This is a genomic window from Streptomyces sp. NPDC086519 (genome assembly GCF_040686075.1).
Taxonomy (GTDB): domain Bacteria; phylum Actinomycetota; class Actinomycetes; order Streptomycetales; family Streptomycetaceae; genus Streptomyces; species Streptomyces shenzhenensis.
This window is the reverse complement of the sequence record NZ_JBFBJL010000024.1, coordinates 11,891-27,047: the sequence shown is the minus strand read 5'-3', so window position 1 is coordinate 27,047 and position 15,157 is coordinate 11,891. Positions and strand designations below refer to the sequence as shown.

Genomic DNA, 15,157 nt, shown 5'->3' with positions numbered 1-15,157 from the left:
CATTGGGACGTCCGGCGTGCCGCCGCTCTCCCTATCGTCGAGGGCATGGAAAGCCCGCAGACCTTCGCCGACCTCTGGGACCGGGCCGTCAGGAACCACGCAGACCACACGTTCCTTCTCTTCCGTGCCGACAGCGGAGCGGTGTCCACCTGGACCTACGCCGAGTTCGATGCCCTCGTCGAGGACGTGGCGGCCCGGCTGTCGGCGTGCGGTGTGCGCCCGGGCAGTCCGGTCCATGTCGTCCTGCGCAACTGCCCGGCCTTCGTCGCGCTGTGGCTGGCGACGAGCCGGCTCGGCGCATGGATGGTGCCGGTGGACCCGGCATCGTCGGCCCGGGACGTGGCCCGCCACGTCACCCGTACCCGTCCCGTCGTGACGGTGTGCGCCGCCGCCCGGCAGGCCGCGGTGCGCGAGGGCGCCGACGGCCGCGTCCCGTACGTCCTCCCGCTCACCGAGACGGCCGCCGACCTGGCACCGGGCTCTCCGCTCCGCGCGGCTCCGCGTTCCCGCCCCGAACGTTCCGCACGTCCTCGCCCCGAGGACCGGATCGCGGTCATGTTCACCTCCGGAACGACGTCGGAGCCGAAGGCAGTGGAACTCACCCAGCGGAACTACCTCCATGTCGCCACCGTCATGGCGGACCTCTCGGGTCTCGGTCCCACGGATCGCTGGTACGTCTGCCTGCCGCTCTTCCACGCGAACGCGCAGTACTACTGCTTCGCGTCGGCCATCGCCGTCGGCGCGTCGGTGGGGCTGACCGCCCGGTTCACCGCGAGCCGGTGGCCTCATGAGGTCACCGAGCTGGGCGCGACGCACGCGAGTCTCTTCGCCGCGCCGATCCGGATGATCCTGGCGCGGCGACGCGCCGACGCACCGGCCCTCGCGCTGCGACACGTGTGGTTCGCGCAGAACCTCGCCCGCGGGCAGTGGGCCGCGCTGGCCGAGCTGTGCGGTGTCGACCCCCGGCAGATCTACGGGATGACCGAGACCCTCGCCGTCGTCACGGCCGCCCCGCCCGACGACCCGGACCCGGCGCGCATCGGCGCCGTGGTCCCGGGACGCCACGTCGTCCTCCTGGACCCGGTCACCGGCCGGGCGGTGCCGGACGGGGAACCGGGGGTGCTCACGCTGGCCGGGCGCCGCGGCAGGGATCTGTTCCAGGGATATCTCGACGATCCGGCCGCGAACACCCATGCCTTCCCCGACCTCGGATTCTCCGTGCCGGAGAGCGGACAGGTGTGGTTCAGCACCGGGGATCTCGTCCGCCGGGAGGCGGATGGTCAGCTGAGCTTCGTGGGCAGGACCGACGACGTCATCAAGGTCGCCGGCGAGAACGTCTCCCTGACCGAGGTCGAGGCCGCTCTCGCCGAAGCTCCCGGGGTGCTGGAGGCCGCGGTGGTGGCCGCCCCGGACCCCGTGCGCGATCACGTGCCGGTCGCCTACGTCGTCCCGAGCGACCCTGAGCACCCGCCGACCGAGGTCGGGCTCGACGCCTGGGCGGCCGAACACCTCGCTCCCGCCTCGCGGCCCCGGACCTGGACCGTCATGGACGCACTGCCGCGCACCTCGGTCGGGAAGATCCGCCGTTTCCGCCTCGCCTCGAAGCCCGAGGGGGCTCCCCCGTGCTGATGCCGGGTGTGCCGTGCCGCAGTGCCGCCGTGCCGCCGTGCCGCAGGCAAGACACCCATGTCCAGAGCCCCGCCGGCGCCACCGATCCTACGAACGGCCGTTCAGACCCGCATCAAGAAAGTAGGACACCGTGACCGCGGTTTCGCCCCTGCCCGCCCGCATCGGCATCGTCGGTGTGGCCCATACGCCTTTCGGCAGACTGCCGACGGAGACGGTGGGGAGTCTCGTCGAGACGGTGACCTCCCAGGCTCTGATCGACGCGGGTGTCGAACCCGAAGAGGTCGACGAGGTCTTTGTCGCACAGTTCAACAGCGGCCTCACACCGTTCGCGTTCCCGTCCTCGCTCCCGATCGAGGCGGCCGACGAGCTCTGGGGGCGGCCGATGACGCGGGTCGAGAACGCGTGCGCCTCCGGCTCGGCCGCCGTGCACCAGGGCATTCGGGCCATCCTCTCCGGGCTCGCCGACACCGTGCTCGTCGTCGGCGTCGAGAAGATGACCCACGCCACGGGTGCCGCGGTGGCCCAGGCTCTGCTGGGAGCCGACCCTCGGCTCGCCGGAACGAACTCGCCCACCGGCTTCGCCGGTCTCTTCGCGGACGTCGCACAGGACTACGCCAAGCGGTACGCCGCTGACGACTGGCTTGGCGATGTCCTCGCGGCGATCGCCGCGAAGAACCACCACAACGGGTGCTCGAACCCGTGGGCGCAGATACGCAAAGACCTCGGCGTCGAGTTCTGCTCGACTGTCTCCGACAGCAATCCCCTGGTGGCCGGGCCGCTTCGACGCACCGACTGCTCACCCGTCAGTGACGGAGCCGCCGCCCTCGTCCTGCGCCGGGACCCGGCCGACCCGCTCGCCCTCATCACGGGGGTGGGGCACGCCAACGACCACCTCGACACCGCCCGACGTGACGTCCTCGAATTCGCCGCGGGCCGACTCGCCGTCCAACGTGCCCTGGGTATGGCCGGGATCGACGTGGACGACCTCGATCTCGCCGAGGTGCACGACTGCTTCACGATCGCCGAACTCCTCGTCTACGAGATGCTGGGACTCACGCCCCGGGGACAGGGCCGACGTGCCGTGGAGGAGGGCTGGGTACACCGGGACGGCCGACTCCCCGTCAACGTCTCAGGGGGGCTCAAGGCCAAGGGACACCCTGTCGGAGCGACCGGGGTGTCGCAGCACGCCCTCGTGGCTCTCCAACTCTCCGGCAAAGCAGGCGAGATGCAGCTCGACGGGCCTCGCGTCGGCCTCGTGCACAACATGGGCGGCGTCGCGGTCGCCAACTACGCGACGGTGCTCCGCGGGTAGCCGGAGGACTGCTGCTGCAGTGGTCGCGCAACTGGGTGGAACTCGTCATCCCGCCCCCCGAGCCACGCCATCTCGTCGCCCAGCAACTGTCGGCCCTCTGTCTTCAGGAGCACCGGGTCGGCGAGAACCTGTGGCAGCAGTGGTGGGGCGGCATCGGCTCCTTCGGCGCCGGAGCGGCACCTGTCGTCCGGCATCTGGTCGAACAGGGCTGCCTGGACCAGGACTCGGGCATGCTGTTCATCGGCCCGGAGGCTGAACGGTGCTACGGACACCGCCATTTCATGAACCTGACGGCCGTCTTCACCGCCCCGCCCGAGTTCACCGTCCTCAACGGCCGCAACGAGATCGGCCGCACCGACCCCGACCTGCTCACCGAGCAGGTCCAGGGTCCCCGCAGACTCCTGCTGGCCGGACGCAGCCGGCAGGTCACCCACATCGACTTCAGCCGCCGCCGCTGCGTCCCCCCGGTCGACGAGGGCGGACGGGCCCGATCGGCGGGCTTCGGCGCCGAGTGGATCCTTTCCTTCGAACTGACCCGCGCCGCACGCGGCGTACTGCTCGGAGAGGACCCTCCCGTACGTCTCACCGGGCGGGCTTCGGCACGCCTCGCTCAGGCCGGGGTGGCGTACCTGGACACCGTGCACCCCGGGGGTACCGTCATCGCCCGCCACCCCGACGGGGACGTTCGGTGGTGGACCTGGGCCGGCCACCGCGCCAACGCCACCCTGCTGCCCGCCGTGTCACCCCACCGGCGCGCTCATGCCCACTGGATCCGGCTGAGGGACGACCTCACTCGGGAGGACTGGGCGAACGCCACGGCACAGGCAGCGGAAGGCCTCAGCCTGCCCGAGATCGACGGACATGCCGTGTGTGCGTGGCCTCAAGTGCGCCGAGGCGCTGCCCGCCAGGCTCGCCGAGGCAACGCTGGCCGCCCGGACGGTGGACGAGGCGGGCGCCCGCCTGGCCCTCGCGGAACGGGTCCGGTTCACCATGCTTCAGGCGGGATTACGGCAAGCCGGCTGATCGACCCGGCACGGGCCGACGCGCGAACTGCCGCGGGGGATGGCGATCGCGTCAACCGTGACCAGGTGGACAAGGCGGATCGAGTCCCATCTGGACTCAGCCACTCCGCACAGGAGGAACAGTGAGGGGGCGGGCCCCGTTCGCAGTCCCGCGGACAGGCGGCCGAGCGCTGACCGTCTCGTGGCCCGGGTCTCGCCGAGTGGCTACGGTTGAGCCATGACCGCACTGCCCGACTGGATGCGCCCGCCGCGCGAGGAAGGCTGGCTCGCGGAGGACCTGGACCGCCTCCCCGAGGCACCACGCCACACCGAGCTGATCGACGGAGCGCTTGTCTTCATGATGTCGCCGCAGAGGTGGTGGCACGGCCACCTCGTCACCATGCTCACCGTCGCTCTCATGGAGCAGGCGCCCGGCGATGTCAGGGTCGGCCGTGAGATGACCATAAAGCTCGACGAGCGTAACCGGCCTGAGCCGGACCTGCTGCTGACGACGGCCGACTACGACGGAGACCGTACCTGGTTCGCGCCGGACGAGGTGCGGCTCGTCATCGAGGTCGTCTCACCCGAGTCCGCGCACCGGGACCGCACGGTCAAGCTGCGCAAGTACGCGGAGGCCGGCATCCCGCACTACTGGTGCATCGAGGACGAAGACGGGGCCCCCGTCGTGCACGCCTACGAACTCGACGAACCGACTGGCGTCTACGCACCCGCAGGCATCTTCCGGGGCACCCTCAAGCGTCCTGTGCCCTTCGAAATCAGCCTGGATCTCGACAAGCTCACCCCACCGCGGAACGACTGAAGTCAGCACCAAGTCAGCGCAGGCACACGGAAGGGGCCGGGCTTCCGAGAGACCGGCCCCTTTTGACCTGCACTCTTGGCGAATCGCCTAGCGCACGGTAACGCGAGGGTCAGACGTTGAAGCGGAATGCTTGACGCCCGATCCTGACCTGCGGCGGAGCCCTGCGCAGGGCTCTGACCTGGGATTTTCTCGCTGGCAGGCGTTGGCACCCGACGGCCGTTTACGGGTGTCCCGCGGACTGGCTGCGGACTGGCTGGGTACGCCGAGGCAGAGAAATCCATGGGACACCGGCGGGACCTGCAACGAGACTGCACGGGTGAGCGACTCCTACCCCTGCCCCTGCTGCGGACACCGCGTGCTGGACGCGATGCCCGGCTCGTACGAGATCTGCCCCGTCTGCTTCTGGGAGGACGACGGGGTCCAGTTCCGCTGGCCGACCATGGGCGGCGGCGCGAACAAGGTCTCCCTGATCGAGGCCCAGCGCAACTACCAGGACTTCGGGGCCTGCGACCAACACGGCCGGCAGTACGTCCGCCCGCCGGCCGCGGACGAGCCGCTCGACCCTGCCTGGCGCCCCATCGACCTGACGCGCGACTCCTTCGAGGACTGGGACGCGGACGAACGCGCCCCGTGGCCCGACGACCGCTCGGTGCTCTGCTGGTGGCTCCCCACTTTCTGGCGCCGGGACCACCCATGACCGCCCACATCGAGAGACTCATCCAGCAGCTCGATGACTCGACCGGCCCGTCGTACGACGCCCGCGCAGAACTGATCGACATCGGCTCCGACGCCATCCCCGCCATCATCGACGGACTGCCCTCCCTCGGCGGCTTCGGGCAGCTGACCGCCATCGAAGTCTTCGAGGAGGTGGGCGACCCCCACTGCGGTCCCGCCCTCATCGGGCTACTGAAAAGCGACAACCCGACCGTCCGCGAATGGGCGGCCATGGCCTTGGCAAGCCTGGATATCGACGGTGCGGTCGAGCCCCTGCGCCGCACCTACCGCGCATGCCTGGAACGAGCGACCCCGCCCGACTGGACCGAGCCGGGCGGCATCCGCTGGGCCCTGACCGAACTCGGCGCACGCACCCCCGTCGTCCCACCGCTCACCGTTCACCTACGAGCCACCGCGGCGGACGACGCCCCCGGCTGGCCCTCGGCCCGCTTCCCCGAGATCATCAACGACCTGGCCGACCACGCCCAGGTCATCCTCTACTCCCAGTTCTGGCGCGTGGACGCCGGCCGCACGTACGGCGTCTCCGGCACCGGCCTGGACTGGGAACTCGACTGGAGTGCGCCCTGGGAGCACCTGGTCGAAGAGTCCCGCACCTGGTCCCTGCTGGAAGCCTCCGAAGCCCCCGTCGGCGACAACATCTTCGTCGCTCCCACCTGGATCGACCGTACCGACCTATACCCCGAGAGGTGACCGATGCCATTCCAGCACCCCGAGGAGATCGGCTACGGCCACGTGATCGAGCGCTACGTGACGAGGAAGGACTCGGACCACCCGCGCTACCGCGAACTGAAAAGCGGTCGTGTCCTGCGGCCCGGGTGGCCACACACCGAACGCTTCACCCGTCACCTCATCGACGACGCGGCCACGATCACCGACGCCGAACTGGATGCCCTCCTCGGCTACGAGTGGCGCTCACGCCTCACCGCTGCGTGGCTGATCGGCGTAGGCCGACGCGCCACCTTCCGCGAACGCATCGGCGACCTGCTCCTGGTCAGCGAGTTCTGCTTCTCCGGCAGCGCCTACTGTTTCGCCCTGGCCCGCTTCGGCACGCACGCGGACGCCGAGATCCTCAGCGCCTACTTGGACCACTACCTCCCCCGCGCGGCCTGCGCTACGGCCAGCCTGCGGCCCTCGGCCCCCTCCTCCACCTCGACGCCCACCTCGGCACCCACCAAGCCGGCCGCTTCACCCAGCTCGACGGCCTCTGGGACCAGTGGGCCAATGCCCTCGTCCACCTCCGCGACCAACCCAGTTACACAGCCCACGAGCAGCGCCACTGGGCCGACCTACACTGCGACTTCGCCAACAGCTGGACCCGACCGTAGCCGCAGCCGCCTGACTGCGGCTACGTGAAGTCCGCGTACGCCATGTATCGGCCGCAAGTGCGACACATGAAGAGGCAGCCGGTGGGCTGACTGCCCTTGTCCAGAGCACCCAGATAGCTCTCGACTGCCTCGGCAGACCACCTGGGGCGAGCCTCCGGCCCGTTTCCGGGCTGGAGGGTTCCGGCTCGCTCACGGGTTTGAGTAGGACATCCGACTCACTACCGCGCGGGACGCGGCAATCCGACGCGAAGGCAGGTGAGCACCCGACTCCGCTCTGTAGCATCATCTGACCAGGCGTTAGCAGCCCCACACAGAGACTGGGAGATCGGACGAGGGATGACGAGCACGCCGAAACCAGCGCAGCCGATCAGCCCAGCCGCCTACGGAGCCCTGGCCGGCGCGCTTAAGTCGATCTTCTGGTACAAGCGTGACCTCGAACGATTCATCCGCTTGTGGGCCACAGACCACCCTTCACTGCTGGCCCACATGGACTTCAGCGGCTACAAGTGGGCTACCGCAGATGAGTTCGTGGACCGGTTGATGGCAAATGAGCGCCAATACCGCGACCTTTCGCTTCGGATGATGGCGGAAGTTTCTCAGCACGAGCTTCCCTGCACTGAAGCGGCACGAGAACGCCGAAGCCCTGATCGCCGAGGCAAAGGAATCAGTCGACCATCTCAGGGGGCTGGTGGACCGCCAGCGCGTTGCCCACGACCAACAGTCGAAGTTCGATGACGAACTTCTCACGTACCGCGCCGTGGTAGAGGCCCAGCATAGCTTTGAAGCTAAGCTTGCCGCCCTTAAAGAACGCTTCCTCGAACTGGTGCGTATGGATAATCGCCAGAAGGCTGGCAGGCTTTTCGAGCCATTCCTGAATGACATCTTCAGGCTGTTCGACATGGAACCTCGCCTGTCATACAGCCTGGAGTACGAGCAAATCGACGGCTCGCTTACTTTCGACACGGACGACTACATCGTTGAGGCCAAGTGGTGGCAGGAGGCGATCCAGCCCCATCACCTCTACAGCTTCAATGAGAAGGTGAGACGGAAGGGGAAAAATTCGCTTGGGATCTTTATCAGCGTAAATGGATTCACTAGCGGAGCCCGAGAAGCATACAGGGAGAGTACGCCGTTCCTCACGATGGAGGGCCTCGATTTCTTCTATGTTCTAGACGGGCGCCTCACGCTCGACGAACTTTTGCGACGCAAGAAGCGTCATGCAAATGAGACCGGAAGCTGCTACTTTCCAGCCACGATGTTCCCGGGTGAGTAGCCTAACCAGCCCGTCGCCATCAAGCCGGCGGAAGGCGCTGCACCCACACTCAGGACGCGCAACTAACGCCACCCGTTAAGTGACACCTGAGAGCTGCCACGCAGGTACTGATGGAGAGCACTGGCAGTCGTGTCGACAAAGGCGTCGGGGATGGAGTTGGCATCAACCCAGCAGACCTGGGAGTGCTTGCGGGGTTCGCGGTTTTCGGGTTCGCCGGTCCATTCGTGGGCGGCGAACACGACCGTGAGGAAGCCGTTGGGGGCCTCCACGCCCCAGGCGCCGTGGATGATGTGGGCGACCTTGAGGGACTCGGGCTTCACCGTGAGGCCGGTCTCCTCGTACAGCTCGCGGACGGCCGTCTCGGTGATCGGTTCGCCCGGTTCGCTCTTGCCGACGGGGAGGTCCCACATGCCCTGGGCGAACTTGGCGTTCTCGCTGCGCTGGAGGAGGACGACGCGGTTGGTGGCCTTGTCGTGGACGATAACCGCAGCGACCAGCAGGGTCATCGATTCGAGCGCCGGCTTGAGGGCCTTCGGCTGGTCTTCGGTCTGCTGGGTCACGGTGTTCCCTTCGTCGGGCGGGTGTTGGGCATGTTAGGCGAGAGCCTCGCGGGCGCGGCGGGCGAGATCGGCGGCGCCAGGGACACGGCGGCGCTGGTAGACCGCGAGGGTGGAGCGGATCGAGGTGATCGCCTTGCGGGTGCGGTCGGAGGTCATGCCCTCCATGAGAACCAGGGCTTGGGTCCAGGCGGCGACGGCTTCGTCGGCACGGGCCTGGGCGGCGAGGCTGTCGCCGAGGTCGGCGTGGGTGAGGGCGTGGACGCGCTTGTACTTTTCAGGGTCCCAGCGGGTGAGGGCGTCGCGGTGCTGTTGTTCGGTGCCGATGTGGTCGGCGAGGTCGGTCAGGGTGCGGGCGGTGTGGCTGGCCACGGTGCCAGCGGCCGGGCCGCTCACGCGGGAGTAGCTGGGCTGGGGGCCGTCGTCCCGTAGGAGGGCGTCCTCGGCGGCGAGGAGGGCGCGTGCGGCCGACGGGTTCTCGTCGGTGGCCGCGTAGGCGCGGGCGTGGGTGATGTGGAGGAGGGCCTCGGTCTGGCCGTCGACGTGGCCGAGACCTGTGCGTAGGGCGCCTTCGACGAGGTCGACGCAGTGGTGGGGCTGCTTGAGGCTCAGGGCCTGGTGGGCGAGGGCGCGCATCATCCAGGCGGCGTGGCCGTGGGGGTCGGCTTCGCAGGCGAGCTTGTAGCCGACCTGGTAGTAGCGCTGGGCGGCGCCTTCCTGGCCGAGGTCGTGGTGCTTCCACCCTGCGAGGTAGGCGAGTTCGGCGACGGCGCCGAAGGCGGCCCAGCGTAAGGCATCGCTGGGGAAGCGTCCGCGCAGCATGGGGGCCGCTGTGTCGGCGAGGTACGCGGTGACGGTGGTCAGTCCGTGCCCGCCGCCGAGGCGTTCGTCGGCGGCGCTGAAGGCCGCGGTGATCTGACGTACGACGTCCACGTCCTCCGCCCCGACCAGGGACGTGCCGGTGCGGGCGCGGAGCATGCGGGCGGTGGCCTCGTGGTCGTATCCGAGCGGCATGGCGACGCCGGCGGTGGTGAAGGCCGCGATGGCGAGGAAGCGGCGGCGCTCGACGTCGGCCCGGCCCAGGTCGGTGACGGCGAGGACGGGGTCGGATTCCGCCGACTCTTCGTCATCACTGGTCTGGAGGCCGATCTCGGTCTGGGTGATCGTGCGCCCCGCTCGACGGGACAGCGCTTCGGCGAGGTACTGGCCTACTCGGCCCGACGGGGCACGAGTGCCGTTCACCCAGTGCGAGATGGCCGACTTGTTGGTCTGGAGGATCTCGCCGTTCTCGGCGGCGATGCGCCGCACGTCTCGGGCGAGGGCCTCGTAGGTGCAGCCGACCGCGTCGATGGCGTCGCGCAGACGGGAGTTGGGTTCTCTCTGCGCCGCCACGATCGCCTCCGCCCTGGAGCTGTAAACCGCGTATACCGCTTCAACTGCCTTCCACCGTACCCACTGAGCGTGACCACCGGTTCACTTATCAGCAGCCGCCCGGAACGGCGCGACCGTGATCCAGGCTCCCCCTTGGTCCGGGCGGCACCCCGAAGTTCCGTACGCCCACACCGGGCTCGGGCATTCCTGTGCCCGAACCTGGCCGATCAGAGACGGAGACACGGTGACCACCATCGACACCACGGCCATCACGGTCGAGCTGCCCGAGGCGTTCGACCCGCGCTGGAGCCGGCTGCCCGGCATCCAGGTCGACGGCCGACGCATCACGATCGACCCGGCCGAGTACTTCTTCCGCTTCGAGTCGAGCACGTGGCTCGTCGCCGACTGGGAGCTGGTCAAGGCCCAGCTCCTGGAGGTGGACGAGACGACCGAGAGCGCGGTCGAGCAGTTCGCGCTCGACTTCATCAAGCAGCACAGCGAGTCCACCTCCGATGCGGCCCGCGTTCTGGCCACCGCGTACGAGGTGTACGCGTATCTCTTCCGCGACGAGCACCTGGCCGGCCTCGGCCTGCCGCAGATCACCGCCGATCATCTGCGGATGCTCCGCGAGGCGGCCACGCTCATGGCGCTCAACAAGGTCGAGGTGGACGGGCACATCTCCAACGTCGGCCCGTGCTGGTTCTTCCCTGCCGCCACGTCCGTCGTCTTCGACCTGGACGACGAGACGGGCGGGATGCTCGACGAGGTCTACCACGGCGGCTGGTTCAACGAGCACCGCCGGATCGAGTCCATCAAGGCCCACACGGCGCTCGGTGGCCGGCTCGTGCACGGGTGCCAGTCCGTGCCGGACCAGTCCGGCGGCGTGGTCGCGCCCTACGGTGCCTCGATGGCGAACTTCCGCGACGACCTCGCCGCGTTCAAGGCGGGCTGGATCGAGCAGGTCTACGCCCACCACGTGAACCCCGCCGCGTAACCCACCATCCGATCAGGCTCCGGGGCGGGCCGGCATCCCTCGCCCGCCCCGGAAGCCACCATCCCCCGGAGCCCTCCCGTGACCACAAACCCCAGCGCCGAACTCCTCGACAACCTGCTCACCGCGACCGGCCAAACCACCGCCGTACGGGAGGAGGTACGCGTGTGGTCCATGTCCGGCGTCGAGCGCGTGACCTTCCCCGACGGCTCCACGGCCATCTTCAAGTACGCCAAGAAGCCGTTCGACAGCGAGGACCAGGCCCTCCGCCTGGCCCATACCCTCGGCGTACCCGTCCCCCAGGTCCACGCCTCCGCCGTCCTGGACGGCTGGCTCGGCATGCTCATGGAGGACCTCGGACCGTCCGTCCGCGAGGCCGACGACCTCGACGGTGTCGCTGCGGCTGTGGTCCTGCACGGCACCCGTACGGCTCCGCCCCTGCCCGTCCTCGGCCAGGAGCGCCTGCGCGCACTTCCGGCCCGGGCGCTGGAACACCTCGAACGGCTGCGCAAGGCCGACCGGTGGCAGGACGCCGACGACGTCGAGGACGCGATCGACCGGATCGCCAAGGCCGCCGAAGCCCGCTCGGCCGGAGCGACGCTGGAACCGTTCGGCTGGGTGCACTCCGAGTTCCACCCCACCAGCCTCCACATCGGCGAGCGCGGCTGGCGGCTGCTCGACTTCGCCCGCGCCTTCACCGGTCCCGGGCTGCTCGACCTCGCCAGCTGGCACGGCACCATCGAGCCCCCGCAACCCGTGCGCCTGCGCATCTTCCTGGAGCAGTACGTCACCGCCGGCGGCACCCCCGACGCCCTTGCCCCGCGCGGCGGGCTCACCGCCGAGAACTGGGCCCTGGGCTGGCACCGCATGTGGGCCGTCGAGTGGTTCATGGAGCAGTCCATCCGCTGGATCGACGACCCGGCCACCGACCCCGCCTACATCAAGGCCGTCCGCCGCCACCTCACCGACGTCCTCCGCCTCCTGGAGATCTGACGTGCTCGCCCAGGAATCCCCATGGCACACCCACGCCCTCCAGCGCACCGCCGCCGGACTCGCCGAACCCCTATCCGTACCCGCCCGGATGGAATGGACCACGAGACCCGGCCAAGGACCCGGCGCCGAGATCCTCGGCTCCGACCTGCGAGGCAAGCGACTCCTGGAACTCGGCTGCGGCCCCGGCCACAACGCCGCCCACCTCGCCACCCGCCACGGCGCTCACGTCACCGGCGTCGACCTGGTCGGCCTCCAGGTCCGCCGCGCCCGCTCCCACTACGGACGGCTGAACAACCTCACCTTCGTCGCCGGGCACGCCCTGCACTACTTGCACGCCTCCGACGAGCAGTTCGACGCGATCTACTCCGTCTTCGGCGCCGTAGGGCTCGTCGCCCCTGAGCTCCTGCTGCCGGCCATCGCCCAGCGCCTCACTCCCGGCAGGGTGCTCGTCTTCTCCATCCCTCACCCGCAGCGCGGCGGCCGAAGCCCCGCCAGTGACGACCGGCCCCGCCGCGACTTCGTCACCCTGCCCGACCACACCCGGCTCCCCATCGCGCGCTGGGAGTTCGCCACCGACCGCTGGGAGAAGCACCTCAGCCGGGCGGGCTTCTTGCTCACCTCGGCCCAGGAGTTCCACGACCCCCGCATGGGCCACTGGCCCACCACCCTGCTGATCCGCGCCCGCAAGCTCTGACAGCCGCCTTCGCCCCGCCTCTGGAGGACCGATGCGCCCGCCCTATCTGCTCCTCGACATTGACGGCGTCTTCATACCCTTCCCCGACGCGGACGGCTCGACCCCGGCCACCCACGCCCGCCACGTCGTCGTCCCCACCGACCGAAGCGCCGACAACCCGGTCACCGTCTGGCTCCACCCCGACCACGGCCGCCTGCTCATGGACGTAATCCGTACCGGCCTGGTCACCCCCGTCTGGTGCACCAGTTGGCGGCAGGACACCACTACTCTCATCGGCCCCCTTCTGGGCCTTCCGCCGCTGCCGTACGTCGACCTGCCGCGCCCCCAGATCACCACCAGCCACCCCAACGGCTACCTCTGGAAGCGCGACCACGTCGACGCCTGGCTGGCAGACGCCCCCGCCGTCTGGATCGACGACGACTTCACCGGTCTCGACCACGCCTGGGCGGCGGAGCGCACCGCCAAGGGAACGGCGACCCTCCTCGTTCAGCCCGACCCACACCTCGGGCTGCAGCCCGAGCACCTGACCGAGGTCACGACGTGGGCCTCGCAGTTACCCACAGCCCGCCCCGCCTGACGACTGATGCCTTCGCTGTCCCGAGCAGCGAGGGCGCAGGAGTAACGGAGCCTGGGGACTGGCGGAACATGCTGATCAACGCTCATGTAAGCGCTGAGCGAGGCTTGTTCCAAGGTTGTACGTGATCGTTGCCCGCACCCTGCGGAAGCGTCTTCAACGGGACATCCCGGCTGGCTGGCCACGGCGTGCTGTCTGTGCCGACTGGCATGATCAGTTGCATGATTCTGCTCCGTCTTTCAGCACCGCGCCGCCGGGCCGTAGGAGCCGTCGTGGAGGTTGCTGGGTGAATTCGTGGGAGAGCGACCAGGCGTACCGGGCGGTGGTGCGGGCGTTCGTAGACGGGGATCCGCTCGACCAAGTGGGGGGTCCCCTCGACGTTCGCGCGGTGGTGGCGGGTATCCGTCCGGGAGCCAAGGACGGGCTTCTGCTTGAGGAGGTGCCATGGGACCGCTTCCCGGAGGGTGCCAGGGTCCAGGAGGCCATGGAACGGTTGCGCTCGGGCGACGCCGCCGCCGTTGATGGTGCGCTCGGCACGCTGATCGGCCTGTGTGCCAGCGATATGAGGGCGGCGGCCGCGCCGACAGTGCCTTTCCTGATTCGAATCGGTACCGGTCCGGAGGACCGCCACCATGCCGAGGCCCTGACCGTGGTGGGCGAGGTGGCGCGCATGCGGCACCAGGGCGTGTGCACGCGTGCCGACATGCTGCGGTTCCGCAGCGATGACGAATGGTCCTTCGAGGTCACCGGCTACCTGCAGAACTGGTCAGTGCAGGCCGCCCGCGAAGCGATCGCCGCGGACACCGATCTTCTTCTGGCCCGGCTCGACGACCCCGCCCCCACAGTGCGCATCGCCACCGCATACGCCCTGGCGGCTGCATCTGGCCGCGCGCAGGACATCCTCACTGCGCTCCACTCCCGCCTGCCCACCGAGCACAACCCGGCCGCACGCGCAGGCTTGGTCCTGGCGATCGCGCAGCTGGCCCGGGCGCACCAAGGCCAGGGGACGGTGGTGTGGATGCGGGCCCGCTGGTCCGACCCCGCACGACCGCCCGAGGTACGCGTGAGCGCCGCGCTGGGGTGGATGTGCCTCACCGACCTGCCGGTCCCGGACGAACTGCGCGCCATGCTGGACAACCTCGCTTCCGACGAGACAGCTCGGTTGATGGCACCGTTGCCGTGGATGCGCGCCGTCGAGACCGCCAGGGGCAGCGGCCTTCACCGTTGCCTGCGCGCAATGCTGCACCCCGGCATAGCTGACGTCGAAGACTGCGATGACCCGTGGTCCTGACACCGAGTCGGGCGTTCCCTGAGGGAACACGTTCGCTGTTCCCTCGGAGAACATGTCGCACGAGGGCGCGTCGGTCTCCGCGTTACCGGCCCCTTCGTAGAGATTCTGGCCGGGATCGATCGGCCACTGGTGTGGCCGACGGGTGTGGCGTGGTGGACATGGACGATGCGCCGCTGATCTGGCCCGCGCCGCCGCCAAGTGGCACGAGCAGCGCGGCCACGAACAGCGCACTTCATGGACGGGTCCTGGCGGCCCGCCTGCGCGAAGGCCGGCATAGCGAAGGGCACCGGACCTCATGCCCTGCGGCATCACTACGCCAGCCTGCTGATCAAGCACGGCGATTCGGTGAAGACCGTCTCCGAGCGCCTCGGCCACACCAACGCGGCCATGACGCTGAACATCTACACCCACCTGTGGCCCGACTCCGAGGAGCGGACCCGGGCCGCCGTCGACAAGGCGTACACGGACCGGTCCGCCGATGCACAGCCGCAGGTCGACGAAGCGGCGTAGCCGCTCCCCCGCGCGCCGGACTCATCCAGCACGCTGCGGACTCCGTGCGGACCGCAAAGGCCGCCCAACCCGCTCCGCCGC

At 69.3% G+C, this 15,157-nt stretch carries 14 protein-coding genes and 2 pseudogenes; 14 read left to right on the top strand and 2 right to left on the bottom strand.

Annotated elements, in window-relative coordinates; genetic code table 11:
• Window positions 1-45: 45 nt before the first annotated feature.
• The 8 genes and pseudogenes from AB0P24_RS23145 to AB0P24_RS23110 all read left to right on the top strand — a co-directional run bounded on the left by AB0P24_RS23145 (window position 46) and on the right by AB0P24_RS23110 (window position 8,095).
• Window positions 46-1,629, top strand: coding sequence for a class I adenylate-forming enzyme family protein (locus AB0P24_RS23145; RefSeq protein ID WP_365796890.1), 1,584 nt, complete (start codon window positions 46-48; stop codon window positions 1,627-1,629).
• A gap of 130 nt (window positions 1,630-1,759) precedes the next feature.
• Window positions 1,760-2,941 carry a thiolase domain-containing protein gene (locus tag AB0P24_RS23140; RefSeq protein WP_365796888.1) on the top strand — a complete coding sequence of 394 codons (1,182 nt, stop codon included), beginning with the start codon at window positions 1,760-1,762 and terminating at the stop codon, window positions 2,939-2,941.
• Window positions 2,942-2,949: 8 nt separating this feature from the next.
• Window positions 2,950-3,964, top strand: a pseudogene (locus AB0P24_RS23135) (ATP-dependent helicase); the annotation flags it as partial.
• A gap of 216 nt (window positions 3,965-4,180) precedes the next feature.
• Window positions 4,181-4,762: a Uma2 family endonuclease gene (locus AB0P24_RS23130; RefSeq protein WP_365796886.1), complete on the top strand. Its 582-nt coding sequence runs from the start codon at window positions 4,181-4,183 to the stop codon at window positions 4,760-4,762.
• Window positions 4,763-5,078: 316 nt separating this feature from the next.
• A complete protein-coding gene (locus AB0P24_RS23125; RefSeq protein WP_365796884.1) occupies window positions 5,079-5,459 on the top strand; it encodes a CPCC family cysteine-rich protein in 381 nt (126 codons plus the stop codon).
• Window positions 5,456-6,187 (top strand): HEAT repeat domain-containing protein, encoded by a 732-nt coding sequence (locus AB0P24_RS23120; RefSeq protein ID WP_365796882.1) that lies wholly within the window; start codon window positions 5,456-5,458, stop codon window positions 6,185-6,187. The genes AB0P24_RS23125 and AB0P24_RS23120 overlap by 4 nt, the downstream gene beginning before the upstream one ends.
• Window positions 6,188-6,190: 3 nt before the next feature.
• Window positions 6,191-6,822, top strand: a pseudogene (locus tag AB0P24_RS23115) (DUF6000 family protein).
• Between the two features lie 688 nt (window positions 6,823-7,510).
• Entirely contained in the window at window positions 7,511-8,095 is a 585-nt protein-coding gene (locus tag AB0P24_RS23110; protein ID WP_365796880.1) for a restriction endonuclease, read from the top strand.
• 62 nt (window positions 8,096-8,157) lie between these two features.
• Here AB0P24_RS23110 and AB0P24_RS23105 read toward each other — a convergent pair whose 3' ends face one another.
• On the bottom strand, window positions 8,158-8,655 hold the full coding sequence (locus tag AB0P24_RS23105) for an NUDIX domain-containing protein (protein ID WP_365796878.1): 498 nt from the start codon (window positions 8,653-8,655) through the stop codon (window positions 8,158-8,160).
• A gap of 33 nt (window positions 8,656-8,688) precedes the next feature.
• Window positions 8,689-10,044 (bottom strand): tetratricopeptide repeat protein, encoded by a 1,356-nt coding sequence (locus AB0P24_RS23100; RefSeq protein ID WP_365796876.1) that lies wholly within the window; start codon window positions 10,042-10,044, stop codon window positions 8,689-8,691.
• Between the two features lie 223 nt (window positions 10,045-10,267).
• Between AB0P24_RS23100 and AB0P24_RS23095 the strand changes: the two genes are divergently transcribed.
• From AB0P24_RS23095 to AB0P24_RS23070, 6 genes are all read left to right on the top strand, one after another.
• On the top strand, window positions 10,268-11,017 hold the full coding sequence (locus AB0P24_RS23095) for a hypothetical protein (protein WP_365796874.1): 750 nt from the start codon (window positions 10,268-10,270) through the stop codon (window positions 11,015-11,017).
• Window positions 11,018-11,095: 78 nt separating this feature from the next.
• Window positions 11,096-12,007: an aminoglycoside phosphotransferase family protein gene (locus AB0P24_RS23090; RefSeq protein ID WP_365796872.1), complete on the top strand. Its 912-nt coding sequence runs from the start codon at window positions 11,096-11,098 to the stop codon at window positions 12,005-12,007.
• Between the two features lies 1 nt (window position 12,008).
• Window positions 12,009-12,701 carry a class I SAM-dependent methyltransferase gene (locus AB0P24_RS23085; protein WP_365796870.1) on the top strand — a complete coding sequence of 231 codons (693 nt, stop codon included), beginning with the start codon at window positions 12,009-12,011 and terminating at the stop codon, window positions 12,699-12,701.
• Window positions 12,702-12,732: 31 nt separating this feature from the next.
• On the top strand, window positions 12,733-13,278 hold the full coding sequence (locus AB0P24_RS23080; protein WP_365796868.1) for an HAD domain-containing protein: 546 nt from the start codon (window positions 12,733-12,735) through the stop codon (window positions 13,276-13,278).
• A 283-nt stretch (window positions 13,279-13,561) separates the two neighbouring features.
• Window positions 13,562-14,566 (top strand): hypothetical protein, encoded by a 1,005-nt coding sequence (locus AB0P24_RS23075; protein ID WP_365796866.1) that lies wholly within the window; start codon window positions 13,562-13,564, stop codon window positions 14,564-14,566.
• 198 nt (window positions 14,567-14,764) lie between these two features.
• Entirely contained in the window at window positions 14,765-15,076 is a 312-nt protein-coding gene (locus AB0P24_RS23070; protein ID WP_365796864.1) for a tyrosine-type recombinase/integrase, read from the top strand.
• Window positions 15,077-15,157 lie beyond the last annotated feature (81 nt).

Coding starts and splice junctions, on each gene's coding strand:
- AB0P24_RS23130 (WP_365796886.1), top strand. CDS start 4,181: ATGACCGCACTGCCCGACTGGATGCGCCCGCCGCGCGAGGAAGGCTGG.
- AB0P24_RS23145 (WP_365796890.1), top strand. CDS start 46: ATGGAAAGCCCGCAGACCTTCGCCGACCTCTGGGACCGGGCCGTCAGG.
- AB0P24_RS23080 (WP_365796868.1), top strand. CDS start 12,733: ATGCGCCCGCCCTATCTGCTCCTCGACATTGACGGCGTCTTCATACCC.
- AB0P24_RS23120 (WP_365796882.1), top strand. CDS start 5,456: ATGACCGCCCACATCGAGAGACTCATCCAGCAGCTCGATGACTCGACC.